Genomic DNA, 25,622 nt, shown 5'->3' with positions numbered 1-25,622 from the left:
AATGTGGACACCGCGCGGAATACCCGCCAGGCGGAAAAGTCGGTTCCCTCCACGGCCGAGCAGGCGAGCACCGGGAAAATGCCAGCATCATCCAGGACGACGGGCGAATTCCGCCCCCTGGAAATGGAGGCGCGGCTGCGGGACACCCTGGAGATCGGCGGCCTGTGGACCCGCGACGCGAAGGCACCCACCTACGAGGAACTACGACCCTACGGACCGCGGGAAACCTCCGGATTCCCCGTATACAAGGACCTGGAACAGCGGCTGCTGAACGCCGCCGAGCACCCCGACCCGGAAATCGCGCACGTCATGGCCACGTGCGCGGCCTACGCCTATTCCGGACCCGAGACGGTCTCGATGATCATGGCGAGAATGGGCCTCGAAGACAACCAGTGCCGGATGATCCAGGCGTCCGTGGACGCCATGGGGATTCAATCGACCGCTTTTCTCATCCAGAGCAAGAGCGGCCGGGTCGCCATTCTCTGTTACCGGGGCGCCGAACCGTCCGACTTCGCCCACCGGCTGACCTCGACGGACCGCGAGCCCGAGCGGATCGCGTACCGGGCCTGCCATCCGTCGGCCACCGTCCACGCGGGCATCTACCGCAACGTACGGGCGACCAGGTACGAGGTCATGAACGCCCTGCGGAACGCCTCCGACCGCCACTCGGTGCGCGCCTCGCTGCCGAACGGCTCCCCGGGGATCGACCTCGGGCGTGTGGACGGGCGGCTTGAGGCCCTCTACATCACCGGGCACGGCCACGGCGGGGCGATGGCCGCGCTCATGGGCGTGATGATCCGGCGGGAGCGGAAGTACCGGGAGGCGCTCGGCGACCACCTGCGCGCCGTCTACACGTTCGGTCAGCCCATGATCGGCGACAGGCGGTTCGCCGAGGCGTGCGACCGCGACGACTTCCTCCGCGAGAACGTCGTCCGCTACATCTACGACCGGGACGTCGTTCCGCACCTTCCGCCCGCGGCCTCGGGGCCCTTCCGGCACTTCGGCCGGGAGTACCGCTACGAGATCCCGCATCTCCGCAACGTCATGGCGGGCGCGCTCGGCCGTCCCGAGGCGCACCTGCCGGGCCGGGCCGGCGTGTGGCGCATCGCCGGGCACCATGCCGGGCAGTTGCCGCACCTGCTGGGGGTCGCGATCACCGCGCCGGCGTTCGTGGCCCGCGTGGTCCCGATGGCCCGGTCGCTCCCCGCCGTCCACTCGATCGACGACCACCTGCCGCATCACTACGTCTCGGCTCTCACCCCGCCCGGGGTGCAGAACGAGTTCGGCGACTGATCGAACGTGCCGGGGCTCCGGGCGGGGTGGCGCCCGGAGCCCCGGCCGGCGTTCACCGGCCGTGCCGTACGGACCGGGCGGCGGCCAGGCGGGCGAGCAGGCCGGTCGCGAGCATCGTCAGGGCCGACACCAGGAACGCGGCCAGCGCGGCGTTCATCCACGGCTGGTGGCCGAACCCGATCGCGTCCCGGACCCGCGCCCACACGCCGTCCCACCACGGGACGGTCGGGGTGACCGTGACGATCCAGTACGCGGCGAAGCCGAGGACCCACGGGGGCAGGGTCAGCCAGCGCAGCGGCGCGTCCTTGGCCATGTTCCACCGGGCCGCCCCGCCGAGCAGGAAGTAGTCCACGGCGAGTACGGCGAACATCGGGACGAACACCGCGCCGATCACACTGAGGAACGCGCCGTACGAGTTCACGTCGGCGAAGAGGGCGATGGCGATGGTCAGGACGCCGATCGACACCGAGATGATCCGCCGGTCCACCCGGGGCGCGAAGTTCTGGATCGAGACGGACGTGGAGTAGACGTTGGCGAACGACTGATCCACCTCGCGCAGCACCAGCATGCCGAAGAAGAGCGCGCCGAGCGGCGCCGCGACGAACGGCTCCCAGACCTTGTCGGCGTCGTTCCCGACCAGGGCCAGGGCCGCGATGCCGAGCGCCAGGCAGGCCACCTGGGCCACGGTGTAGCCGCCGACGATGCCCGTGAAGGCGCCCGAGCTCGACCGCGAGTGCCGGGCGTAGTCGGCCGCGACCGGCACCCACGAGACCGACAGCGCGATCACGTAGTCCACGGCGGGCGCGAACGCGTCCCACGACCCCGCGTCCAGCGACGGCCCGCGGCTGAACAGCGCGACCGACAGCCACACCATCGAGACGATCACGCCGACCGTGACGTACCGCCTGAGCAGCCGGAGCGCGCCGAGAGGACGGATCGTCAGCGCGATGGTCAGTGCCCCGGCCACCACCACCCAGACCTCGTACGGCACCGCGTCGCCGAAGATCGCCTCAGCGCCGGTGGCGACCACCCAGAGCTCGAACGCCCCCCATCCGAGAAGCTGGACGATGTTGAGCACGGTCGGCGCGTATGACAGCCGCGCGCCGAACAGCCCCCTGAGCAGCACCATCGCGGGCTGCCCGGTGCGCGCCCCGGGGATGGCGGCGAGCCCGACCATGGCGGTGCCGATCAGGCTGCCGACGACCGCCGCCAGGATGGCCCCGGTGAAGGTCAGCGGCTTGCCGCCCAGCGGGTCGAGGAGGAACAGCGCCCCCGAGAAGCCGAGAAGGCTGACGCCGAGATTGGCCCAGAAGGCGCCCTGGTCGAGCACTCCGAGGGTTTTCGGAGCCTCCTCCTCAAGGGTGAGGGGGGCTTCCACATCGTCGAAGACGGCAGGCGCCATCACACGCTCCCTACGCCGGCATTATCCGGACAGGTTCATGCGGTCGGCGGCGCGCCTCGTCAAGGAGCCGCCCTCTCAGCCCGGTTACGCCCGAGCTCCCGCGCTATCGAGTTGTCGCCCCGGATTATGACATTGATGGGCGAAATGTCCAATGCCCGCGCGAGCACCATCAATCATCGCGGCGCCCAACCATCACGCTCGGGGCGCGGCGGTGAAGTAGCCGAGGAACGCCCGGAGCGAGGAACGAGCGGCTCCGCGAGGGGCGCGGCGGTGTCCGGACTGAGGAGCGACTCCGCGAGGGGCGCGGCGGTGTCCGGACTGAGGAGCGACCCCGCGAGGGGCGCGGCGGTGTCTGGACTGAGGAGCGAGTGGGGAGCGAGGGACGAGCGACCCCGAGTGACGAGGGAAGACATCGACTGAAGGCGCCCCGAGCCGCGCGAGCGAAGCGAGCGCAAATAGACACAGTGACGAGGGAAGACATCGACTGAACGCGCCCCGAGCCCGCCGCGCCGGAGGCGCGGCAATTAAACACAGCTCAGGCCACGAACGGCGTTCCCCCGTCGTCGTTCACCATGGGGAGGCCGGCGGTGGCCCACGACTGCATGCCGCCGTCCACGTTGATCGCCTCGCGTCCGATGTGGTTGAGCCAGGCTGCCGCGTGGGCGGAGCGACCACCGAGCCGGCAGATCACATAGATCGTACCGTCCGGCAGCTCGCCGACTCGGCCCTGCAACTCACCAAGGGGGATGTGACACGCGTTCGGCGCGTGCCCGGCCCGCCATTCGTCCGGCTCGCGAACGTCGAGCAGGTACGCCCCGTCCGGCAGGGATTTCACGTCGATCTCAGGGAACGTCATACTGTCCATTTTTCCAGCTGTGCCGCGTTGAAGGGCACGCTCCGCCATCCGGGAGCTCCCGGATGAATCCGGGCGCGACGTGCGAGCTCGCCAGGACGGCACGAGCGCACGCGGTCAGAAGAACGACGGGACCCGGGCGCCGACGCCTGTCCGGGCGCGGCGGCCGAAGGCGCGCCACACCCATACCTGGGCCGCGACCATGACCGGCACGCAGGGCAGGAGCACCAGCGTGAGCACGCCCAGCGTGCTCGACGGGGCGACATGGTCGAGCAGCCACGGGGCGGCGACGACCAGCGGCACCGCCACCGGCACCGCCGCCAGGGCCGCGGAGCCGAGCAGCGCCCAGCCGGTACGGCCCGGCCCGCCCGCCCGCCACGCGGCGAACCTGCGCCCGTGGATCGCGAACACCCCGACGACCACCGCCGCGTAGCCCACCCCGAGTGGGGTGAGCACCGGACCGCCCTGGACGAGGGCGGCCAGGGCCAGCCCCCAGGTGAGGGCCAGCCCGTACGAGCCGACGCAGAGGGCGCCGTCCCAGAACGCCCGCCAGGCCCGGCCGTCGAGCCTGCGCCGGAACCACAGCCCGGCGTCGCGGATCACCCAGGACACGAGCAGCCCGACGACCAGGGGGTACAGGGCGAACAGCGTCTCGCCCTCCAGGTGGGGGAACGCGCCGAACAGCACGCCCGCCACCGCGACCAGCCACACCTCACCGGCCAGAACGAACGGCGCCATGCCCGCCACCAGCCGGTCCCGTTCCTCCCTGGTACGGCCCAGCACGGGCAGCAACATCCCGATCCCGATGTCGAAGCCCTCCAGGGCGAAATAGCCGATCAGCAGCAGCGCGAACACGCCGAGCCAGAGGATGTCCATCGTGCTCTCCTAGAAAGGCGGCCTAGGGGGCGGGGGCTAAAGGGTCAGCGCGGGGGCTAAAGGGTCAGCGCGGGGGCGGACGCGGCGGGGTCGGGCCGCCCGGGGTCGCCGAGGGTCGCCGCGGCCGGGCCGCGCCGTACCGTGCGGGCGATGAGCACGTAGTCGATCACGGCGAGCAGGCCGAGCACGGCGGTGAAGGCGACGAAGGACGCGGTGATCATGCCGGGGGTGAGCCCGGGGGACATGGCGTCCTTCACGGTCAGCCGGCCGTACACGATCCACGGCTGGCGGCCGATCTCGCGGACCAGCCAGCCGAGGATCGCCGCGATGAACGGCATCGGGGTCATGAGCATGAGCAGCGGGTGGATCCACCGCCAGCGGGCCAGCCAGTCGCGGAAGAGCAGCGGGGTCAGGACGAACAGCACACCGAACACGGCCAGCTCGCCGATGAGGATCATGAAGCCCAGCGACGTTCCGACGACCACGTTCCCGTCGAACTTGCCTGGCTGGACCTGCCCGACCGGGCCGAACTGGGCGAAACCGAAGCCCACCGCGACCAGGGTGCCGACGAGCGCCCCCACTACGCCGACGCGCAGCGAGCGGACGAAGAACTCCCTCTCGCGGGTGCGGCGGAAGAGCTGGTACGCGCTGGCCCCGATGATGACGGAGCTGCCGGTGAACAGCCCCGCGCCGAGCACGTGGGGCAGCGCGAACACCAGCGTGGGGTTGGTGAGCAGCGCGCCGAAGTCGGTCAGCACGAGGTGGTCGCCGCGCACTTCGGCCCCCGCCGGGTTCTGCAGGAACGAGTTCGCGACCAAGACCCAGAACGCGGACGCGTACGCCGTCAGGGTGACCAGCCAGATGCAGGCCAGGTGGAGCCATCGGGGCAGTCGGCCCCAGCCGAAGATCCACAGGCCGAGGAAGGTGGACTCCAGGAAGAAGGCCCCCATCGTCTCGACCGCGAGCGGCGCGCCGAAGACGTCTCCCGCGTACCGGGAGAGCCCGCTCCAGCTCAGCCCGAACTGGAACTCCATCACCAGGCCGGTGAAGACGCCCAGCGCGTAGTTGATCACGTAGATCTGACCCCAGAAGCGGGCCATCCGCTCGAAGACCGGCTTTCCGGTGATGACATGCCGCGTCTGGATGATCGCAACAAGGGGGGCCAGGCCCAGAGTGAGCACGACGAACAGGAAGTGCAGGACCCCCGTCACCGCGAACTGCGCTCGTGCCAGATCGAGCACATTCATGTTCTCACTCCCCTTGTTATGCCTTCCTACATATAGAGAGCCTACATGTAGGATGACAAGAACGACACAGGGATTAGGGTGAGGCCGTGAACACCAACGCGCTCCATGGGCACATGGACGCTCTGCTGCTCTCCGTGCTCGAACACGAGCCCCTGCACGGGTACGCGATCATCGAGGCACTCCAGGACCGCAGCGGTGGAGCGCTCTCCGTCCCGACCGGCACCGTCTATCCCGCGCTGCGGAGGCTGGAGCGCGCCGGCTACCTCGCCGGCGAGTGGGCGACCGTCGGCGGGCGCAAACGCCGCACATACCGGCTCACCGGCACGGGCCGTACGGCTCTCGCGGACGAACGGTCGGCCTGGCGCGAGTTCACCGCCGCGATCGGCAGCGTCCTGGAGCCGCGCACCCGGTGACCGGCCGGGCCCCGCACCCGCTGACCGGCCGGGCCCCGATCAGGCGGCCGAGCGCGGCGTGAAGATCAGGCAGCGGGTCGCGCTGGAGAGCTGCCACAGCATGAACGCCCAACTGAGCAGCGTCGCCACGACGCCGGGCGGGTACGACGAGAAGCCGTCGAACGACGCCGACATGGACAGCAGGAGGGACAGCGCGCCCACCAGGGGCACCTCCACCCAGACGAGGACGCCCAGCGCGCGGGTCACCAGCCAGGGCCGGGCGAGCCTGCGCCGCGCCGGCCCGAAGGCGAGGAGCGCCACCGCGGCCAGCACGCCGACGGCGAGCTGGGTGTAGTCGACGATCCGGGACACTGGACGGAACCAGCCCGGCCACCGGGCCATCTCCGTTACCGGATCCACCGGGAAGATCCGCCAGATCATGCTCCACATGAGCGCGGTGAAGGGAACGCAGAGGAACAGCAGCAGCGCCGTCCGGCGTCCCTGCCCGACCGCGAGTTCCTCCTGGTACGCGGGGGCGATCTGGGCGATCGGGCCGAACTCCTCGACCGCCAGCCGCTCGGCGTCCGGCCGGAGCAGGCCGTCCGCCTCCAGCGCCTCGGTGGCGTCGACCAGGCCGTCGCGCGCCTCGGCGAGCAGGTCGCGCTTGGCCCGCAGGGGCCCGCGCAGGGAACGGCCCAGCCCGGTCACGTAGTCGTCGATGACACTCGTGCTCGCCATTCCGTCCCCAGTCGGTGTGCCCCGCGTGGTGTGCCCATGGTGTGTCCCGCACCCGCGCGCCGGTCGCGGGGCGCCTCCATCTTTACCCGGGACGGCGCCGCGGCAATCAGGGAGAACCCTGACCCGCTCCCCGACTTCTCCGCGCCCGACGGCCCCGCGTCGCTATTTCAGCAGCTTGGACAGGCGGCGGTCGGCGAGCGGCTTGCCGCCGGTCTGGCAGGTCGGGCAGTACTGCAGGGAGGAGTCGGCGAACGACACCTCTCTGATCGTGTCGCCGCACACCTCGCACTTCTCGCCGGCGCGCCCGTGCACGCGCAGACCCGACTTCTTCTCCGCCTTGAGGTCCTTCGCGGCCAGCCCCCTGGCCCTCTCGACGGCGTCGCGCAGCGTGGTCACGATCGCTTCGTGCAGCTCGGCGACCTGCGCCTCCGTCAGCGTTCCCGCGATCTTGAACGGCGACATCCGGGCCACGTGCAGCACCTCGTCGGAGTACGCGTTGCCGATGCCCGCGATCACCTTCTGGTCGCGGAGCAGACCCTTGATCTGCGTGCGGCTGCCGGCCAGGATCGCCCCGAGCGCCTCGGGCGTGAAGTCGGCGGCCAGTGGGTCGGGCCCCAGGCTCGCGATCCCGGGGATGTCGCCGGGATCGCGCACCACGTAGACCGCGAGCCGCTTCTGCGTGCCCGCCTCGGTGAGCTCGAACCCGGGGGCCCTGCCGTCGCCGTCGGGGGCGAGCCGCACCCGGACCGCGAGCGGGCCCTTGCCCGGGCGGACCGGCTTCGCGCCCGTGAGGTCGTCCCTCCAGCGCAGCCATCCGCCGCGGGCGAGGTGCGTGACGAGATGCGTGCCGTCGCAGTCGAGGTCGAGGAACTTGCCGTGCCGGGCGACCCCGGTCACGGTCAGCCCGCCCAGCGCGGTGACCGGCGGGTCGACGGTCTTCAACGCCTGGAAGGCGACCACGTCCACAGCGGCGATCACACGGCCCACGGCGCGCTCGCGGAGGAACTCGGCGAGCGCCTCCACCTCGGGAAGCTCCGGCATGCCCTCACATTAGCTGCCGCCCCCGGGCGTCACCCACCATCTGTCCACAGGCTGTGGACAGGCGTCACGGCACGTCCCAGAAGGCCAGCTCGTGCCGCATCCCCTCAAGGAAGAACTCCTCGGCGCGCTCCGGCCGCACGTCGTCGATCATCTGCGCGATGCGCTCCGAGAGCGCGGCGAAGGCGGGGTCGGCGTAGGTGTCCACCCACGCCTTGTACCGCGGCTCGGCCGGCGGGTTCTCGGCCAGGATCCGCCCCAGGGACGAATACCCCCACATGCACGGATAGAGCGCGGCCAGGCCGTTGCCGTAGTCGGCGGCCGACTCCAGCAGGAACGACGTGTACGCGGCGCAGGCGGGCCCCTTCTTGGCGCCGCCAAGGTCCGCACCGAACCCGGCGGAGAGCGACCGGTGCAGGTCCAGCTCCTCGTGCCAGGTCGAGTACGCGAGGTCGACCAGCGTGCTGAGGTGGGCGTCGGGGGCCTGCCACGCCAGCCGGGAGAAGACCCGGACGTAGTCGAGGAGGTACAGGTAGTCCTGCTCCAGCCACGAGCGGAAGACCTCGTCGGGCAGGTCCCCGCCGGCGATGCCGCGCACGGTGGGATGCGCGAGCTGGGCCTCCAGCAGCGGACGACCGATGACGTGCAGTTCCTGAGAAATCCCCATAAGTGGTCATTCTTACCGATATCCGCAGCGGGACCGACCGCCACCGGGCCCGGCCCGCTGTCCGGAATGTCCGGACGCGCGTCCGGTCAGGCCGGCTCGTAGGGTCGAGACGTGATGATGACGATCGCCGAGGAAATCCTCCTCCTCGCCTACCGCGAGGACACCGGCAAGCCGCAGATCGGCTCGATCGAGCTGGACGCGGCGGTCGCCGGCGCCGTACTGGCCGAACTGGCGGTGAACAACCGCATCGATCTCGACGGCAAGGCCGTCGTGGCGAAGGACGCCGCCCCGCTGGGCGACGCCGAGCTGGACGCGGCCCTCGCCCGCATCGCCGGGGAGACCAGGCGGCGCAAGCCCGAGTGGTGGGTGGGCAAGCTCGACTCCCGTAAGCTCCGGGGCCGCCTGCTGTCCCGCCTCGCCGAGCGCGGCGTCCTGTCCGAGGAGCAGACGAAGGTCCTCGGGATCTTCCCCTCGACCCGCTATCCCGAGCTCGACCCCGCGCCCGAGCGTGAGCTCCGGCAGCGGGTCCGAAGCGTCTTCGACGGCGCGACGCCGGACGAGCGCACCGGCGTCCTCATCGCCGTGCTGCACGCGGCCAAGCTCGACCGCAAGGCGTTCCCCGACGCCCCGCGGCGGCGGATCAAGGAGATCGCCGAGGGCGAGTGGGCGGGCGCGGCGGTGCGGACGACGATCGCGTCCATCCACGCCGCCGTCGCCGCGGGAGCCATCGCCGCGGCCGTGGCCGCCACCAGCTGACCGCCCCGCTCCGCCTCGCGGCGCGACGCCGGTCCGGGCCCCTCGCGGGGCCCGGCGGCTACTTGGTGATGGTGTCCTTCGGCGCGGGCTTGTCCTGGGCCAGCGCCCCGAAGAGGCGGTTGGCCTTCGCGGTGTCCCACTTGACGACCGCGGCGCCGTTGATCGTGGGGAAGCCGCTGGTCGGGACGCCGGTGGCGATCGGGCCGTCCTTCATCGCGAGGCCGACCGAAAGCAGGTCGAACAGGCCGCTCCCCGGGTCGAGGGCCACCGACTCGGCGGCGCTCAGGCCCAGCGGCACGGACGTGAACGGGTTGAGGAGGGTGCCCGGGCTCGCCGCCTTCTGCACCACAGCCGAGAAGAACTGGCGCTGCCGCTGGGTCCGCTCGAAGTCCGGGATCGCGCCGGTCGCCCGGGTGCGGACGTAGCCGAGGGCGGTGCCCCCGTCCATGTCCTGGCAGCCCTTCTTCAGGTTGATGCCGGCCTTGGGGTCCTTGATGTTCTGCTTCACGCAGATGTTGACCCCGCCGATCGCGTCGACGATGCCGACGAACCCGCCGAACCCGATCTCCATGTAGTGGTCGATCCTGATGCCGGTGACCCGCTCGACCGTCTTGGTGAGCAGCTCCGGCCCTCCGAAGGCGTACGCGGCGTTGAGCTTGTCGCTGCCGTGCCCCTCGATCGGGACGTACGAGTCGCGGGGAAGACTGACCAGGGTGGGCCGCCCGTCCCCCTCGGGGATGTGCAGCAGCATCATCGTGTCGGTGCGCTTGCCGACCGCCTTGCCGGTGGCCAGCTTCTTGCGCTGGGCCCGGGTCAGGCCCTCGCGGCTGTCCGAGCCGACGAGGAGCCAGTCCTGGCCGGGCGTGGCCGCGGGCCGGCCCGAGTAGTCGGACAGCGACTCCACCGGCCGCAGCTTGGAACTGATCATGAAATACATGGCTACGGCGGCGATGATGAGCACCACCAGCAGGCCCGCGACGACCTTGACGACGGTCCGGCCGATCCGCCTGGGCTTCCTGGGGCGGCCCTCGACGACCGTGCGGTCGCCTCCGCCGCCACCCTCGCCCCCGCCGCCGCGCAGCGGGCGGACCGCGCTCGTTCCCGCTCGAGGCTTGCCGTACACGCGGCCGCGCGAGGCGGACGACGACGCCTGCGGCGGTTCCTGGCCGAACGGCGTCCCCGCTCCTCCCACAGGCTGCGCCGGACGGCCGCCGGGCGGGATGCCGGGGACGGGCGGCCGGGCGGTGCCGGGCGTGCGCATGGCCCTCGTCGGGTCGTCGTCCTGGCCCACGTCTTCTCCCCTGCCGCTCAGCGTTACTGCCGGAATCCACGCCGTAAACCCAAGAGAGCGCGGGCGCGGCACCAAGGTTTCCCCTGGAACGTACCCAGACGAGCCCTAAGAGCTCAATAAAGGCATTGGGGGAAACACTTCGGCACATTCAGCCGTTACGGTGGTAGACCCCTACACGAAAGGACGGTCGTGTCCGCTTCGGACTCGTGGAGTACCTGCCCGTGCTCAGGCACGGGATCTTACCGCCCCCGGGCAGGCGCCCGATGAGCATTGCCCTCGGCCTCTTGGCCGTACTGGTCCTCACCCTCCTGACCGGATTCTTCGTCGCGCAGGAGTTCGCGTTCGTCGCGGCGGACCGGACGGTCCTCCGCGAGCAGAAAGACGACGCGGCCGCCCAGCGCGCTTTCGAGGTGACCGGTCGCCTCTCGTTCATGCTCTCCGGCGCCCAGCTCGGGATCACCGTCACCACCCTTCTGGTCGGCTTCCTCGCCCAGCCGGCCATCTCCGACGTCGTCCGCGACCCCCTGGAGAACGCGGGCGTCCCGGCCGCCGTGGTGCCCGGCCTGTCCGTGGCGCTGGGCATCGTCATCGCCACGATCGTCCAGATGGTCATCGGCGAGCTCGCGCCGAAGAACCTGGGCATCGCCCGGCCGGAACCCGTCGCGAAGTTCCTGGCCCGCCCGACGCTGGTCTATCTGAAGGTCGCCGGCCCCCTGATCCACCTGTTCGACTCGGCCGCGACCCGGCTCGTACGGCTCGCCGGCATCGAGCCCGTCGAGGAGCTGGAACACGGCGCCACCCCCGAGGAGCTGTCCCGCATCGTGGCCGAGTCCGCCGCCTCGGGCGAGCTGCCGCCCCGCCTGGCCGAGCTGCTCGAACGTGCGCTCTCCTTCGGCGACCGCACGGCCGAGGACGTGATGGTCCCCCGGCCGCGCGTCATCTCGCTCCGCTCCGGCCGCCGCGTTCGCGACCTGCTCGACGCCGTACGCGACCACGGACACTCGCGCTACCCCGTGCTCGGCACCGACGGCGACGACGTCGTGGGCGTCACCGGCCTCTCCGAGCTGCTCAAGGCCGGCCTGTCCGACGACGCCCCGGTGACCGCGATCACGCGCGCGCCGGTGCTCGTGCCCGCGACGCTGCCGCTGCCCGCGCTGCTTCAGCGGCTGCGCGCCGCGGACGAGAGGTTCGCCTGCGTCATCGACGAGTACGGCGGCCTGGCCGGGATCGTCTCCGTCGAGGACCTCGCCGAGGAGCTCGTCGGCGAGCTGGTGGACGAGAACGACCCTGAGCCTCTCGGCGTGATCCCCAACGCGGACGGCTCCTGGAATGTGCCCGCCGCTCTCCGGCTCGACGAGGTCGGGCGGGCCACGGGCGTCCAGCTCCCCGAGAGCGAGGACTACGAGACCGTGGCCGGCCTGGTCCTCGCGTCCCTCGGCCGGATGACCGAGCCGGGCGACGAGATCACCGTCCCGGTCGAGCAGGAGGCCGACCCCTTCGCGGAGATGGACGAGAGGCTCGCCGTGATCACCGTCCTGTCGCTGCAGCGCCGGGTCCCCGGCTGGGTGCGGCTATCGCTCCAGGACGAGACTCCCCCCGAGGTGGAGGAGGATCCCGAGCCGGAGCACGCCCCCCGGCGCCACCACAGGGACTACGCCCCCGGCCTGTTCTCGGCCCTGCTTCAGGGGGATCGGTCCGCGTGAACGAGATAGCGGCAATCCTCCTCGGCGTCGTCCTCCTCGTGGCCAACGGCTTCTTCGTCGCCGCCGAGTTCGCGGTCGTGTCGGCCAAGCGGCACCGGCTTGAGGAGCTCGCCTCCTCCGGCGGCCGGCTCACCAAGATCACCGCACGCATGGCCGTACGCGGCTCCCGCGAGCTCTCGATCATGCTGGCCGGCGCGCAGCTCGGCATCACGCTGTGCTCGCTCGGGCTCGGCATGGTGGCCGAGCCGGCCATCGAGCATCTGCTCGAACCGGTCCTCGTCCTGCTGCCCGCGACCGCGCGCACGCCCGTCGCGTACGTGATAGCCCTCGCGCTGGTGACCTTCCTGCACATGGTCGTGGGGGAGATGGCGCCCAAGTCCTGGGCGCTCACCCACCCCGAGAAGACGGCGATGGGCCTGGCGCTGCCGTTCCGCGGCTTCGCGTGGCTGGTCCGCCCGATCCTCGCGGCGCTGAACGCCATGACCAACGGGTTGCTCCGCCTGTTCAAGGTCCACCCGAAGGACGAGCTCGCCACCACCCGCACGCCGCACCAGCTCGCCCTGCTCGTCGCCGAGTCGGGCCGGATGGGCATGCTCGACCGGGACGAGCACAACCTGCTCACCCGCGCGCTGCGTGTCCACCTGCAGCCGGTGGAGCGGCTCATGGTGCCGATCGAGCACGCCGCCACCGTCCCCGCCGGCGCCGACGACCAGGTCGTACGGGACACCGTGGCGGCCACCGGCGACCTGCGGATGCTGGTCGTCTCGCCGGAGTCCGTCGTGGGCGTGCTGCACGTGCGCGACACGCTCATGCAGCCGGGACGGCGTCCCGAGGAGCTGGCCACGCCCGTTCCGCGGCTCGCCCCGAGCACCAGCATCTCCGACGCGGTCGCCGTTCTTCAGGAGGCCCATGCCCAGATCGGCCTGGTGACCGACGAGAGCGGCATAGTCATCGGAGTGGTCAGCCTGCCCGCCCTCATCGGCCAGCTCCTGACCTCCTAGTGCCCTGACGGCGTCGCCGCGGCGGCGGCGACGGCGAGCGCCCCCGCCACCGCGAAAGCGGCCGCGAACCCGGAACCGGAGATGAACAGTCCCATCACCCCCGGGGTCGCGGCCGCGACGAGGTTCTGCGCGGTGTTCTGCGCGCCCAGCGCGCGGCCGGCCCAGAACGTCCCCGCGAGCTCTGAGACGGCCGTGAAGGCCAGTCCGTTGCCGCTCATCGAGATCACCAGGGCCGCCAGCAGAAGAGCGGCGCTGAGGCCGTTTCCGGCCTGTACAGCCCCCGCCAGGAGAGTCATCACCGCCCCGTTGACCAGAGCCAGCCGCCGCATCGGGCCCACCCGGCTGCCGACCAGATCCGACCAGCGGCCGCACAGCAGGCGCCCGGCCGCGCCGGCGAACTGGGCCACCGCCACCACCCTCGCCGCGGTGCCGAGATCCCAGTGCCGCTCGGACACCAGGTAGGTGACGGCGAACCCCGCCGTAACGAACTGCGGGACGACGAGCAGCATGCTCGCGCCGTGCACCCGCCACAGGGCCGCCACCGTGTACGGCGACGAGGTCCGCGTCCCCGGCGCCACGGGCGGCCGGGGCGGGTCCACCACCATCAGGCCGACGGTGACCGCCGTGACCAGGCAGATCGCGGCCATGACGAGGAGCGCGGCGGTGACGTGCGCCACGGCGGGGGTGACCAGCCCGGCCACCGCGACGCCGAGCGGCTGCGCCGCCTGCCGCCAGCCCATGGCGAAACCGCGCCGTTCCTTGGGGAACCAGCCGAGGACCACCCGCCCGCTGGACGCGTTCGCGGACGCCCCCGACGCGCCGGCGAGCGCCAGCAGCGCCGCCAGCACGCCGGGATGGGCGGCGAACGCGGCGGCGACGAGGAATCCGCCCGCCAGGCCGAGACCGGCGGTCATCGCGAGCCGCTCGCCGTACCGGTCGGCGACCCAGCCCCAGGCGATCAGCGTGAACAGCATGCCCGCGCTCGGAGCGCCCACGAGCAGCCCCGCCTCGGCCAGCGTCAGCCCCTTCTCCTCCTGGAAGGCCGGCAGGAGGAACGGCAGGCCGTACATGAACACGCAGCCCGCCGCCTGGGCGGCCACGCCGAGGCCCAGCATGGTCCAGCGGTTCGGAGTCCTCATGACGGCAGCATAAGGACTATCTCACCAAACAAGACATCTTCGACCGCATAGTGAGACACATGGCAAAGAACACTGATCATCCAATTACCAGTGGATCGAAGGCCGCGCTCCAGAGAGTTCGATCAGCCCGCGTCGGGCCGGGGTCGCGCGTCTCCCGGCACGTGGAGGAGACCGGCCCGGATGCTCGCGTAGACGGCGGTGCCGGGCTCAAGACGGCGATGTCGGCCCCGGCGGCGGTCCGCCCCGGCCTCGTGCCTGAACCGAAATCCGTGAGACTCGTTTCCGTTAGACCAACGAGACCCCGGAAAAAACGAAAAGACCCTGGGGTGGGAAGCTTGGCTTCCGACCGACCAAGGTCTGTCGTTTGGTGGGCAAGGGGGGAGTTGAACCCCCACGTCCTTTCGGACACACGGACCTGAACCGTGCGCGTCTGCCATTCCGCCACTTGCCCTAGCGGGTGCCCCATCGCTGGGTGCCTGGAAAGGTTAGCACGTATCCGCCGTTACTACCGAACCCGGATACGATCCCTCTAGACGATGGAGGAAGGAGGTACCCGGTGGGAGTCCTTCAGCGCTTCGAGCGCAGGCTCGAAGGCTTGGTTGAGGGGGCCTTTGCACGGGCGTTCAAGTCTGACCTTCAGCCGGTCGAGGTCGCCAGCGCCGTCCAGCGAGAGATGGACGAGCGGGCCGCGATCGTCGCCCAGGGTCGCACGCTCGTACCGAACGACTTCGTGGTGGAGCTGTCCACGACCGACAGCGAGCGGCTGGAGGTGTACGCCGACAGCATCGGCCACGAGCTGGCAAACCTCGCCAGGGAGTACGCCAAGGAGCAGGGGTACTCATTCGTAGGACCTGTCCGGGTGCGTTTCGAGACCGCCGACGACCTCGCGGTCGGGCTGTTCAGGATCCGGTCGGGCGTCATCCGTGGCGCGACGGTGGAGCAGGACGAGATCCGTCAGCCGGTCAGCGACATGCCTTCGCCGCGATCGGGGATGTTCGGCGGCCGCCCCCGGCTGCTCGTTTCCACCCAGGACGACCCGCAGGGCCAGCGTTCGTACGAGCTGACCACACCGGTGACGCTGCTCGGCCGCGGCACCGATTGTGATCTTCGACTGGTCGATCCGGGCGTATCACGGCATCATGCCGAACTACGTGTTGAAGGGCAGCAGGTCGTGCTCGTCGATCTGGGGTCCACGAACGGCACCTTCGTCAACGGCCAGCCGATCCGCAGGATCGAGATGCAGGACGGGACGAGGGTGACACTGGGGCGCACGACCCTGGTGTTCCGGCGAGATTAGAGGTAGACAGACGGTCCATGTCCGAGCTCACGCTGCTGCTGATCCGGCTCGCCTTCCTGGCGTTGCTGTGGTTCTTTGTGATTGCCGCGGTCGGCGTGATCCGGACAGACTTGTTCGGTGCACGCACGGCCCCCGCGCCGGCACGGAAACCAACCAAGGCACCGAAACCAGTGTCCAAACCCAAGAGGGGGGAACCACGTCAGATGGTCGTCACGGGTGGCCCCCTTCAAGGGACCGTCATCGACCTTACGGAGACGCCGATCAGCATCGGCCGGGCGACAGACGCCACGCTGGTGCTGAGCGACGACTACGCTTCGAGCCGGCATGCCCGGCTCTTCCCACAGGACGGCCAGTGGATCGTGGAAGACCTCGGTTCGACCAACGGCACGTACCTTGACCGCTCCAAAGTGACCCGCCCGACGCCGGTGCCTCTCGGAGTTCCGATTCGCATCGGCAAGACCGTCATCGAATTGCGCAAATGACAATCGCACTCCGTTACGCTGCCCGCTCGGACGTCGGCCTCCTCCGCGAAGGGAACGAGGACTCGGCGTACGCGAGCGGACGCCTGCTGGCCGTCGCCGACGGCATGGGCGGGCACGCACACGGCGAGGTGGCCAGCTCGGTCGCCATCGCCGCCATGTCGTCCCTCGATCACTCCAGGGACGCCTTCGGGGGTGACCTGCTCAGCGACATCGACGCGGCAGTCCGGGAGGCGAACCGTCAACTGCACGCGATGGTCGCCCGGGACCCGAGCCTCAAAGGCATGGGCACCACGCTGACCGCGATGCTTTGGAGCGGCGCGAGGTTCGCCCTGATCCACGTCGGTGACTCACGCGCGTACATGCTGCGCAACGAGGAGCTGTACCAGATCACCCACGACCACACGCTCGTGCAGTCGCTGGTGGACGACGGCCGCATCACGCTGGAAGAGGCCGCCAACCATCCGCAACGCTCGATCCTGCTGCGCGCGCTCGACGGCAGCGGCGAGGTCGATCCCGACCTGCAGGACCGGGAGGCCCAGGTGGGCGACCGGTACCTGCTGTGTTCGGACGGCCTGTCCGCGGTGGTCAGCGCCGAGACCCTGCACCACACCCTCAGCACGGTGGCCGACCCCGAGGACGTCGTCCGGCAGCTCATCGACCTGGCCAACAGGGGCGGCGGGCCGGACAACATCACCTGCGTGGTCGCCGACGTGATCGAGGTGGACGACGCTCAGCCGCCGATGTACGCGGCGGCCGTGGTCGGGGCGGCCGGCTCGGGACGGCTGCGATCGGGCCCGCCGGACGCTCCGCCCGGCCGGGCCTCCACCGCCACCGTGCCCCACCCGGTCATCGTGGACGAGGATCTCGACGACAACCCAGCGCCGGAGGCCCAGGCCTCCGGCCGCCGGGCCAAGAAACGTCGAGTCTGGCCCTTTCGGGTCACCTCGTTCGTGATTGTCGCCGCCGTGCTCGGGCTCGGCGGCTATTTCGGCTATGAGTGGACTCAGGACCAGTACTACGTCGGCGCCGACGGAGACCAGCTCGTGGTCTTCCGCGGCGTCGACGCGGAACTGGGCCCCGTCTCCTTCAAGAAGGTCGCCTACACCGACGACATTCCGGTCTCCTCGCTCAGCGCGGCCCAGCAGGACCAGATACGCAGCGGGATCCCGGTCGACGATCTCGCGGCCGGGATAAAGACCATAAAGAACTTCGGCGACGAGGCCCCACCGCACACGACCCCGTCACCGTCACCGTCACCGGGATCCGGTAAGTGAGTTCAGCGGAAGCCACCCCCGTCCCCATGACCGCGAAGCGGCGTGGGGCGCAGCTCGCCATGCTCGCCTTCGCCGTGGTCGTCGTCATGTGCGCGTACGCCAGTGCGGGTCTCGGCATCGACGGCGCGGTCCCCGCCGGCATGCTGACCTACGGCCTCGGCCTGGGCGCGCTCATGCTCGCGGCCTATCTCGTGCTCGCCAAGTGGGCACCATGGGCCGACCCTCTGATTCTCCCGCTGGTGACCCTGGTCAACGGCCTCGGCCTGGTGATGATCTACCGGATCGAGCAGACCGGCCAGGGCGGCGCCTCGGCCACCACCCAGCTCATGTGGACGGCGCTCGGCGTCGTGATGTTCTCCGCGACATTGATCGTGTTGAAGGACCATCGCGCCTTGCAGCGCCTCACATACACGGCGGGCTTCGCCGGGCTCGCGTTGCTGCTGCTCCCGCTGCTGCCGTTCATCGGCAAGGAGATCAACGGCGCCCGCATCTGGGTGGGCATCGGCCCCTTCTCCATCCAGCCGTCCGAGTTCGCCAAGATCGCGCTGGTCGTCTTCTTCGCCGGCTACCTCGTCGCCAAGCGGGACGTGCTCGCCCTCGCCGGGCGCCGCCTGCTCTTCATCGACCTGCCGCGCGCCCGCGACCTCGGCCCCGTCCTCATCACGTGGGCCGTCAGCCTGGGCGTCCTCGTCATGCAGAAGGACCTCGGCAGCTCGCTGCTGCTGTTCGGCGCCTTCATCGCGATGCTGTACATCGCGACCCAGCGCACCTCGTGGGTGCTCATCGGCGCCCTGCTGTTCATCGGCGGCGCCGTGCTGGCCGGGCAGGTCTTCAGCCACGTCGAGGCCCGCTTCGACGGCTGGCTGAACGCCAGCTCGCAGGAGATGTACTACCGCGATTTCGGCAGCACCTTCCAGCTCATGCAGGGCCTGTTCGCGATCGGCTCCGGCGGCATCCTCGGCACCGGACTCGGCCAGGGATACCCGAGAGAGATCCCGCTGTCGTTCTCCGACTTCATTTTCAGCGCCACCGGCGAGGAGCTCGGCCTCACCGGCCTGATGGCCCTCCTCATGGTCTACGCGCTGATCGTCCAGCGAGGGCTACGCACTGCGTTCGCGGCCCGCGACCCGTTCTCCAAGCTCCTCGCGGGCGGCCTGTCCTTCATCCTGGCCTGGCAGGTGTTCATCATCGTCGGCGGTGTGACCCGGCTGATCCCGCTGACCGGCCTGGTCACCCCGTTCATGTCGGCGGGCGGCTCGGCCCTGCTCGCTAACTGGATGCTTATCGCGCTGCTGGTACGCATGTCAGACGCGGCGCGCAAGCCGCCGCCGCAGGCGATCCAGGACGAAGGACTCACCCAGGTGATGCAGCGATGAACAGCCCACTCAAGCGCGTCGCGGTCGCCTGCTTCGTGATGTTCGCCCTGCTCATGGCCAACGTGACCTATCTCGGTGCCGTGCAGGCGGACGGCCTGCGCACGGATCCCCGAAACCAGCGGTCCTTCTACGCGCGGTACGCCGTCGACCGTGGGTGGATCACCGCGGACAACGGCAAGGTCACCCTGGCCAAGAGCGTGGACACCGGCAATCGCAAATTCCGGTTCGAGCGGGAGTACCCCGAGGGCAAGCCCTTCGCACACGTCGTCGGCTTCTTCGCGCCGGAGAGCTCCTCGGGCATCGAGGGGGCCGAGGGGCGCTACCTCGACGGCAGCCACCCCGACCTGGTGGTGCGCCGCGCCATCGACCTGGTCAGCGGCAAGCCGCACAAGGGCGCCAACGTCGACCTCACGCTGAACGCCAAGGCGCAGAAGGTCGCGTACAAGGACCTGGCGAACACCGGGAAGCGGGGCGCGGTCGTGGCGCTCAACCCGAAGACGGGCGCGGTGCTCACGATGGTGTCCGTGCCGTCGTACGACCCGAACCCGCTCGCGGTGGCCAACAAGGACACGGTCAACAAGGCGTACAACAAGCTCGACGCGGACAAGACGAACAAGCCGCTGCTCAACCGGGCGATCGGCCTCACGTACGCGCCGGGCTCGACGTTCAAGACGGTCACGTCGGCGGCGTTCCTGATGGACGACCAGTCGCGCGACGTGAACACGATGGTGAACGCGCCGGACGCGCTGCCGCTGCCCGACACCAACATCTCGCTGCCGAACTACCACGGCGAGTCCTGCGGCGGCCGCGCGTCGCTGCTGTCCGCGTACACGATCTCCTGCAACACCCCGTTCGCCGACGTCGCGATGGCGATGGGGTACGACAAGCTCAAGGAGCAGGCCGAGAAGTTCGGCATCGGCACCCCGCTGAGCATCCCGCTGGGCGTCACGAAGAGCGACATCGGCCCGGACGAGGGCAAAGCCGCCCTCGCCATGACCGCCATCGGCCAGCGCAGCAACCAGATGACCCCGCTGCAGATGGCGATGGTCGCGGCCGGCATCGCGAACCGGGGCACGGTCATGAAGCCGTACCTGGTCAACAAGATCACCGGCCCGGACGGCGGCGAGATCGACACCACCAACCCCGAAGAGATGAGCGAGGCGGTGACGCCCGAGGTCGCGGCCGAGCTCACCACGATGATGATCAACGTGGTGCGGAACGGCACCGGCCGGGCCGCCGGCCTGCCGAACACCACGGTCGCCGGTAAGACCGGAACCGCGGAGACCGCCCCCGGCAAGCCGTCGCACGCGTGGTTCATCTCGTTCGCCCCCGCCGAGGACCCGAAGGTCGCGGTCGCGGTCTTCGTCGAGTCCGGCAGCGCGGGCAACGACGCGACCGGCGGCGCCATCGCGGCCCCGATCGCGCACGACGTCATGCAGGCGGTGCTCGGTCAGTGACATCGGGCAACCCCGTTCTAGGCGGCCGTTATCGCCTGAGGTCCCGCATCGCCGCGGGCGGCATGGGCGAGGTGTGGCAGGCCACGGACCAGCTTCTCGGCCGCGAGGTGGCGGTGAAGCTGCTGCGGCAGCACATGGCCGCCGACCCGGCCTTCCGTGAGCGGTTCCGGAACGAGGCGCGCATCACCGCGGGGCTGACCGACCCGGGGGTCGCCCAGGTCTTCGACTACGGCGAGAGCGACGGGGTCGCCTACCTCATCATGGAGCTGGTGTCGGGCGAGCCGCTGTCGGGCCTTCTGGGCCGCCATGGCACGCTCAGCCCGGAGATCACGCTCGACGTGGTCGGACAGGTGGCCAAGGCGCTGCACTCCGCGCACCGGGCGGGGATCATCCACCGCGACATCAAGCCGGGCAACCTGCTGATCACCGAGGCCGGGACCGTCAAGGTGACCGACTTCGGCATCGCGCGGGCGCTGGAGGCCGCCCCGGTGACCCAGAGCGGTGTCGTGCTCGGCACCGCGCAGTACGTCAGTCCCGAGCAGGCGTCCGGCGAGCGGCTGACCCCGGCCACCGACATCTATTCTCTCGGCGTCGTCGCGTACGAGTGCCTGGCCGGGCGTCCGCCCTTCGACGGCGAGACCCAGGTCGCGATCGCCCTGCACCACCTGTACGACGCGCCGCCGCCGCTGCCCGCCTCGGTGCCGGCGCCCGTACGCGAGCTGGTTCTCGCCATGCTGGCGAAGGACCCGCAGGCGCGCCCGGCCGGTACGCGCGAGCTGGCCGAGCGTGCCATCGCGATCCGCGAGTCGCTGACCGACGCGCACACCGTCATGCTGGGGACGCTGACCGACCCTTCGTGGTTCGCGGTGGGCGGGGCTTCCGGCGCCTCCTCCGCGCGCGGCCCCGCAACCCCACAGTTGGGCGCCTCTCCGGCTTCTCGGCCGGCCGCGCCCGCCACCTCGGCCGGTCCGAGACGCCCGGCCACCGAGCCGCAGGCGCCCCGGCGTACCACCGCACCGGTGAGGCGCCGTCGCAGGCGGGTCACGACCGTGGTCTTCGCCACGGCGGGGTGCGCGGCGGCCGTCGGCCTCGGCGCCCTCGTGGTACGCGGCATGCAGGCGCCGCATCCGCCGGAGGAGCGCGCGACCTTGGTCACCGACCCGACTCCGACGGTCCAACCCCCCGCGCCGCGTCCGTCCAGGTCAGTGGCACCGGTGGCGCCGCCGCCCCGTCCACGGCCGACGTCACCCCGGCCGACCCCTTCCGCGTCAGCTACGGTAAGTACGTCGGCTTCGCCCACCCGGAAGCCGACGCCATCCCCGACACAGACCCCGCAGAGAACCCCGACACCCACCCCCACACCCACCCCGACGCCAAGTGAGATTCAACCTTCCGCACCCTCCCCAACTCCCGCTAACTCGTCTAATACGGAGACGTGATGCGAAAAGGGGTCGATGATGGACACCGGCGGCACCCCAAGATGAACGGCAAGGGACAGTGCAGGAAATGACTCAGCCTCGGCTTCTCGGTGGTCGCTATGAACTCGACGGTGTCGTCGGGCGCGGCGGCATGGCCGAGGTGTATCGCGCCCGGGACATCCGGCTGGACCGTATTGTCGCGATTAAGACGCTCCGCTCGGACCTTGCCAGGGACCCCACTTTCCAGGCCAGGTTCCGCCGGGAAGCCCAGTCGGCGGCCTCGCTGAACCATCCGTCCATCATCGCCGTGTACGACACGGGCGAGGACACGATGGACAACACGCACGTGCCGTACATCGTGATGGAATTTGTGGACGGGCGGACGCTGCGCGACCTGCTGCGCGCGGACCGGCGGCTGCTGCCCGAGCGGGCGATGGAGCTGGTCGACGGCATCCTGCGGGCGCTGGACTACAGCCACCGCGGCGGCATCGTCCACCGGGACATCAAGCCGGCGAACATCATGTTGACGCTCAGCGGCGAAGTCAAGGTCATGGACTTCGGCATCGCCCGGGCGATGGCCTCGTCCGAGGCCACCATGACGCAGACCGCCCAGGTGATCGGCACCGCGCAGTACCTTTCGCCGGAGCAGGCCCGCGGCGAACGCGTGGACGCCCGCAGCGACATCTACTCCACCGGCTGCGTGCTGTACGAGCTGCTGACCGGGCAGCCGCCCTTCACCGGCGACTCCCCGGTCGCGATCGCGTACCAGCACGTGCGTGAGGACCCGATCCCGCCGTCCGGCATCGACCACGAGATCCCCCAGTGGGCCGACGCGATCGTCCTCAAGGCCATGGCCAAGGACCCGGCCAACCGCTACCAGAGCGCGTCCGAGATGCGCGCGGACATCCAGCGCGTGATGTCCGGCATGCCGGTCGACCCGCAGACGATGGCGATGGCCACCCACCACGGCTCGTTCGGCCCGGCCGACCGCACCCGCACCATGACCAGCGCGGGCGGCCAGATGGGCGCGCCGCAGGGCACCCGGGCGATCCCGCAGTACGACTACGGGCCCGAGGAGCGCGACGGCGGACGGTACGACGGGCGCAGGCGCAGCAAGAGCGGGAACACCGGGCTGAAGACCGCCGCGTGGATCCTGGTCCCGCTGCTGGTGATCGGCGCGTTCGTCGGCATCGGGTACAAGTTCCTGAGCTCGGGTGACTCGGGCACCGGCGGCACCATCAAGGTTCCGATCGTGGTGGGCCAGACCAAGCAGGCGGCCGAGAAGGCCCTGCAGGACCAGGGCCTCAAGGCCACCATCGAGGAGGAGTTCAGCGACGACGCCGAGAAGGGCTCGGTGATCAGCACTGACCCGATCGGCGGCACCGAGGTCGCCCCGAACTCGGCGGTCACCGTCACCGTCTCCAAGGGGCCTGAGCAGGTCGAGGTCCCCAACCTCATCGGCAAGACGTTCGAGGAGGCCAAGGTCGAGCTGGACGCGTTGGGTCTCAAGGCCAGCAGGGTCGACAAGCCGTCCAGCCAGCCGCAGGGCAAGATCTTCGAGACCAGTCCCAAGGCGGGGAAGCAGGTCGCCAAGAACAGCTCGGTGCGGCTCTACCTGCCGAAGGAGGCCATCGAGGTCCCCAGCGTGCTCGGCCTCACCCTCAAGGACGCCAAGGCGACGCTGGAAGGCGCCGGCTTCTTCGTCAAGGTCGTGAAGCAGGCGAGCGACGTAGCTCCCACAGGGACCGTGATCTCGCAGAGTCCGGACGTGGGGGCCAGGCTCCAGTCCGGTACGACGATCACGCTGACGATCTCCACCGGCCCCAACCAGCAGCAGCCGCAGCCGAACGACACACCGAGCGACCAGGTCACCGAGCCGCCGACGGACAACGGCGGCATGGACGACGGCGGCGGCATCGACCTGCCCGACGGCGACAACCCGTTCGGCAACTGACGCCGTCCGGCATCGCGTAGCACGAGAAGAGGCCCGCTCGGCAGAGCGGGCCTCTTTTTCTGCCTGCGGGCAATGGCTGCCATTGCCCCAGGAACATGGAGAAGGCTTCCGCCACTCGGGGGCAATGGCGGAAGCCCTCGTCTGTTAGTCGTGTCCGAGGGTGAAAGCGTTACACGATCTGGCTGAGCCAGTTGCCGAGGAGCCGGTGGCCGTGCTCGGACAGGATGGACTCGGGGTGGAACTGGATGCCCTCGATGGGGGCGTCGCGGTGGCGCAGGCCCATGACGACGCCCTCGGGCGTGGTGGCGCTGACCTCGAGCGCGAGCGGCACGTCGATCACGGCGAGGGAGTGGTAGCGCGTCATGGTGACCGGTGAGGGGATGCCGGTGAAGACGCCTTTCCCGTCGTGGTCGATCTGGCTGGTGCGGCCGTGCATGAGTTCGGGGGCGCGGCCGACGGTGCCGCCGTACGCGACGGCGATGGCCTGGTGGCCGAGGCAGACGCCGAGCAGGGGGAGGCCGCGTTCCGCGCAGTGGCGGACCATGGGGACGCTGACTCCGGCGGCTTCCGGGGTGCCGGGGCCGGGGGAGACGAGCACGCCGTCGTACCGGTCGGCGTCGTCCACAGTGACGTCGTCGCGGGGCCGGACATCGCAGTCGGCTCCGAGTTCGCGCAGATACTGCACGATGGTGTGGACGAAGCTGTCGTGGTTGTCCACCACGAGGACACGAACGGGGAATCGCGGTCGGTCGACCATGCAGACTATCCTTACTCGGAACTGCGCCCACTAACGAGGGAACTGCCGTGCCGAAGTCCAAGATCCGTAAGAAGGCCGTCTACACGCCGCCGCAGAAGGCGCAGACGGTGAAGGTCAGCCCCCGGTGGCTCGCTCCGCTCATGGTCGTGTGCTGGATCCTCGGGGTCGCCTGGATCGCGGTGTATTACATCGCGCCGGACATGCCGGGTCTGGGGGCCCTCGGCAACTGGAACCTGCTGATCGGTTTCGGTGCAATCATCTTCGGTGTGATCCTGTCCACACGCTGGCGCTGACGACGATCGTTGTCCACAGGATTATCCACACCTGTGGACGAGATCACGCGATTACGCCGTACGGCGGGAAGGTCAGCAGGATCACCGCCATGATCGCGAGCAAAGCGGCGACGGCGGAGAGCTGGACGGCGTTCCGGGATCGGCGCGGCGCGTAGACGAAGGCGGCCGCGACGATGGTGCCGGTCACCAGGCCGCCGAGGTGGCCCTGCCAGCTGATCCCGGAGACGACGAAGGTCAGGACGACGTTGATCCCGATCAGCCAGAGGACGCCGCGGGCGTCGAAGCCGAGCTTCCTGGACACCACGAAGAGCGCGCCGAACATGCCGTAGATCGCGCCGGACGCGCCGACGGCCAGTTCGCCGAAGAGGTAGACGGCGACCGATCCTCCGAGCGCGGAGAGCAGGTACAGCGCGGCGAAGCGGAGGGAGCCGAGCCGCCGTTCCAGCTCGGGGCCGATGGCGTACAGCGCCCACATGTTGAAGAGGATGTGGGACAGGGACCAGCTGGACGTCAGCGGGGCGTGCAGGAACGCTCCGGTGATGAGGCGCCACCACTCGCCTTGGTAGATCCCGTAGGACCACGTCGCGAAGCGCGCGATGACCCCTTCGGGGTCGGCGATCTCGGCGAGGTAGGCGAGCACGTTGATGATCAGCAGGGCCCAGGTCACACGCGGTTTGGTGACCACGGCCCCGCCGAACATCGCGCGGGCGGGCCGGACGCTGCGGTTGCCCTGCTCAACGCATTCGACGCACTGGTGGCCGACGGCGGCGTCGCGCATGCAGTCAGGGCAGATGGAGCGCTCGCAGCGCTGGCATCGCACGTAGGTCTCGCGCTCCGGGTGGCGGTAGCAGGTCGGTGCGGCTTCCGCCCCCGGGTGCATCGGCGGTGGCTGGGAGGTCATGGGGTCCTTCCGAAGGG

Annotated in this window: 24 protein-coding genes, 1 tRNA gene and 1 riboswitch; of the genes, 13 read left to right on the top strand and 12 right to left on the bottom strand. The window is 70.2% G+C overall.

Annotated elements, in window-relative coordinates; translation table 11 throughout:
* Nucleotides 1–78: 78 nt before the first annotated feature.
* Nucleotides 79–1,293, top strand: a complete 1,215-nt coding sequence (locus AWQ71_RS27960; RefSeq protein ID WP_169806646.1) for a lipase family protein — start codon at nt 79–81, stop codon at nt 1,291–1,293.
* Nucleotides 1,294–1,345: 52 nt separating this feature from the next.
* On the opposite strand, the gene AWQ71_RS27955 is transcribed toward AWQ71_RS27960, so the two are convergent.
* The 4 genes from AWQ71_RS27955 to AWQ71_RS27940 form a co-directional block, all read right to left on the bottom strand.
* Complete coding sequence (locus AWQ71_RS27955; protein WP_067138313.1) at nt 1,346–2,695, bottom strand: purine-cytosine permease family protein; 1,350 nt, start codon at nt 2,693–2,695, stop codon at nt 1,346–1,348.
* Nucleotides 2,686–2,807: riboswitch (TPP riboswitch) on the bottom strand. It overlaps the preceding gene by 10 nt.
* 423 nt (nt 2,808–3,230) lie before the next feature.
* Nucleotides 3,231–3,560: a rhodanese-like domain-containing protein gene (locus AWQ71_RS27950; protein ID WP_067138311.1), complete on the bottom strand. Its 330-nt coding sequence runs from the start codon at nt 3,558–3,560 to the stop codon at nt 3,231–3,233.
* A gap of 105 nt (nt 3,561–3,665) precedes the next feature.
* On the bottom strand, nt 3,666–4,424 hold the full coding sequence (locus AWQ71_RS27945) for a cytochrome d ubiquinol oxidase subunit II (RefSeq protein ID WP_067138309.1): 759 nt from the start codon (nt 4,422–4,424) through the stop codon (nt 3,666–3,668).
* A gap of 56 nt (nt 4,425–4,480) precedes the next feature.
* Nucleotides 4,481–5,671: a cytochrome ubiquinol oxidase subunit I gene (locus tag AWQ71_RS27940; RefSeq protein WP_067138307.1), complete on the bottom strand. Its 1,191-nt coding sequence runs from the start codon at nt 5,669–5,671 to the stop codon at nt 4,481–4,483.
* Nucleotides 5,672–5,757: 86 nt separating this feature from the next.
* On the opposite strand from AWQ71_RS27940, the gene AWQ71_RS27935 reads away from it, so the two are divergent.
* Complete coding sequence (locus AWQ71_RS27935; protein WP_067138305.1) at nt 5,758–6,084, top strand: helix-turn-helix transcriptional regulator; 327 nt, start codon at nt 5,758–5,760, stop codon at nt 6,082–6,084.
* Nucleotides 6,085–6,123: 39 nt separating this feature from the next.
* Here the strand turns inward: AWQ71_RS27935 and AWQ71_RS27930 are convergent, their stop codons facing one another.
* The 3 genes from AWQ71_RS27930 to AWQ71_RS27920 form a co-directional block, all read right to left on the bottom strand.
* Entirely contained in the window at nt 6,124–6,801 is a 678-nt protein-coding gene (locus AWQ71_RS27930) for a permease prefix domain 1-containing protein (protein ID WP_067138303.1), read from the bottom strand.
* A gap of 162 nt (nt 6,802–6,963) precedes the next feature.
* Nucleotides 6,964–7,842 carry an Fpg/Nei family DNA glycosylase gene (locus AWQ71_RS27925; RefSeq protein WP_067138301.1) on the bottom strand — a complete coding sequence of 293 codons (879 nt, stop codon included), beginning with the start codon at nt 7,840–7,842 and terminating at the stop codon, nt 6,964–6,966.
* A 64-nt stretch (nt 7,843–7,906) separates the two neighbouring features.
* Nucleotides 7,907–8,506: a TenA family protein gene (locus tag AWQ71_RS27920; protein WP_067138299.1), complete on the bottom strand. Its 600-nt coding sequence runs from the start codon at nt 8,504–8,506 to the stop codon at nt 7,907–7,909.
* 114 nt (nt 8,507–8,620) lie between these two features.
* On the opposite strand from AWQ71_RS27920, the gene AWQ71_RS27915 reads away from it, so the two are divergent.
* The gene (locus AWQ71_RS27915) at nt 8,621–9,262 is read left to right on the top strand and encodes a GOLPH3/VPS74 family protein (protein ID WP_245658532.1); all 642 of its coding nucleotides are present in this window, start codon (nt 8,621–8,623) and stop codon (nt 9,260–9,262) included.
* Between the two features lie 58 nt (nt 9,263–9,320).
* On the opposite strand, the gene AWQ71_RS27910 is transcribed toward AWQ71_RS27915, so the two are convergent.
* Nucleotides 9,321–10,553: an LCP family protein gene (locus AWQ71_RS27910; protein WP_245658510.1), complete on the bottom strand. Its 1,233-nt coding sequence runs from the start codon at nt 10,551–10,553 to the stop codon at nt 9,321–9,323.
* Nucleotides 10,554–10,816: 263 nt separating this feature from the next.
* Here AWQ71_RS27910 and AWQ71_RS27905 point away from each other — a divergent pair, with 263 nt between their 5' ends.
* Both AWQ71_RS27905 and AWQ71_RS27900 read left to right on the top strand, forming a co-directional pair.
* On the top strand, nt 10,817–12,256 hold the full coding sequence (locus tag AWQ71_RS27905; RefSeq protein WP_084259374.1) for a hemolysin family protein: 1,440 nt from the start codon (nt 10,817–10,819) through the stop codon (nt 12,254–12,256).
* Nucleotides 12,253–13,257, top strand: coding sequence for a hemolysin family protein (locus AWQ71_RS27900; protein ID WP_067138297.1), 1,005 nt, complete (start codon nt 12,253–12,255; stop codon nt 13,255–13,257). Before AWQ71_RS27905 ends, AWQ71_RS27900 begins: the two co-directional genes overlap by 4 nt.
* Here AWQ71_RS27900 and AWQ71_RS27895 read toward each other — a convergent pair.
* Together AWQ71_RS27895 and AWQ71_RS27890 are read right to left on the bottom strand one after the other, a co-directional pair.
* Nucleotides 13,254–14,396, bottom strand: a complete 1,143-nt coding sequence (locus tag AWQ71_RS27895) for an MFS transporter (protein WP_067138295.1) — start codon at nt 14,394–14,396, stop codon at nt 13,254–13,256. The two genes, AWQ71_RS27900 and AWQ71_RS27895, sit on opposite strands and share 4 nt — an antisense overlap.
* A gap of 365 nt (nt 14,397–14,761) precedes the next feature.
* Nucleotides 14,762–14,847 (bottom strand) — tRNA-Leu (locus tag AWQ71_RS27890).
* A 105-nt stretch (nt 14,848–14,952) separates the two neighbouring features.
* Here AWQ71_RS27890 and AWQ71_RS27885 point away from each other — a divergent pair.
* From AWQ71_RS27885 to pknB, 7 genes are all read left to right on the top strand, one after another.
* Nucleotides 14,953–15,693 (top strand): FHA domain-containing protein, encoded by a 741-nt coding sequence (locus AWQ71_RS27885; RefSeq protein ID WP_067138293.1) that lies wholly within the window; start codon nt 14,953–14,955, stop codon nt 15,691–15,693.
* A 17-nt stretch (nt 15,694–15,710) separates the two neighbouring features.
* Nucleotides 15,711–16,175 carry an FHA domain-containing protein FhaB/FipA gene (locus tag AWQ71_RS27880; RefSeq protein ID WP_067138291.1) on the top strand — a complete coding sequence of 155 codons (465 nt, stop codon included), beginning with the start codon at nt 15,711–15,713 and terminating at the stop codon, nt 16,173–16,175.
* Complete coding sequence (locus AWQ71_RS27875) at nt 16,172–17,449, top strand: Stp1/IreP family PP2C-type Ser/Thr phosphatase (protein WP_067138289.1); 1,278 nt, start codon at nt 16,172–16,174, stop codon at nt 17,447–17,449. The genes AWQ71_RS27880 and AWQ71_RS27875 overlap by 4 nt, the downstream gene beginning before the upstream one ends.
* A 26-nt stretch (nt 17,450–17,475) precedes the next feature.
* Complete coding sequence (locus AWQ71_RS27870; protein WP_067138286.1) at nt 17,476–18,825, top strand: FtsW/RodA/SpoVE family cell cycle protein; 1,350 nt, start codon at nt 17,476–17,478, stop codon at nt 18,823–18,825.
* Nucleotides 18,822–20,282, top strand: coding sequence for a peptidoglycan D,D-transpeptidase FtsI family protein (locus tag AWQ71_RS27865; RefSeq protein WP_067138284.1), 1,461 nt, complete (start codon nt 18,822–18,824; stop codon nt 20,280–20,282). Before AWQ71_RS27870 ends, AWQ71_RS27865 begins: the two co-directional genes overlap by 4 nt.
* Complete coding sequence (locus AWQ71_RS27860; RefSeq protein WP_067138282.1) at nt 20,279–21,721, top strand: serine/threonine-protein kinase; 1,443 nt, start codon at nt 20,279–20,281, stop codon at nt 21,719–21,721. The genes AWQ71_RS27865 and AWQ71_RS27860 overlap by 4 nt, the downstream gene beginning before the upstream one ends.
* Before the next feature lie 67 nt (nt 21,722–21,788).
* Entirely contained in the window at nt 21,789–23,654 is a 1,866-nt protein-coding gene (gene pknB / locus AWQ71_RS27855; protein WP_067138280.1) for a Stk1 family PASTA domain-containing Ser/Thr kinase, read from the top strand.
* Nucleotides 23,655–23,823: 169 nt separating this feature from the next.
* Here the strand turns inward: pknB and AWQ71_RS27850 are convergent, their stop codons facing one another.
* Nucleotides 23,824–24,411 carry an anthranilate synthase component II gene (locus AWQ71_RS27850; RefSeq protein ID WP_084259372.1) on the bottom strand — a complete coding sequence of 196 codons (588 nt, stop codon included), beginning with the start codon at nt 24,409–24,411 and terminating at the stop codon, nt 23,824–23,826.
* Between the two features lie 47 nt (nt 24,412–24,458).
* Here AWQ71_RS27850 and AWQ71_RS27845 point away from each other — a divergent pair, with 47 nt between their 5' ends.
* A complete protein-coding gene (locus AWQ71_RS27845; protein ID WP_067138278.1) occupies nt 24,459–24,704 on the top strand; it encodes a cell division protein CrgA in 246 nt (81 codons plus the stop codon).
* A gap of 43 nt (nt 24,705–24,747) precedes the next feature.
* Here the strand turns inward: AWQ71_RS27845 and AWQ71_RS27840 are convergent, their stop codons facing one another.
* A complete protein-coding gene (locus AWQ71_RS27840; protein ID WP_067138276.1) occupies nt 24,748–25,605 on the bottom strand; it encodes a rhomboid family intramembrane serine protease in 858 nt (285 codons plus the stop codon).
* Nucleotides 25,606–25,622: the final 17 nt, after the last annotated feature.

Source organism: Microtetraspora malaysiensis (genome assembly GCF_001528665.1).
GTDB lineage: Bacteria > Actinomycetota > Actinomycetes > Streptosporangiales > Streptosporangiaceae > Microtetraspora_A > Microtetraspora_A malaysiensis.
This window is presented reverse-complemented; position numbering and strand designations above follow the sequence as displayed.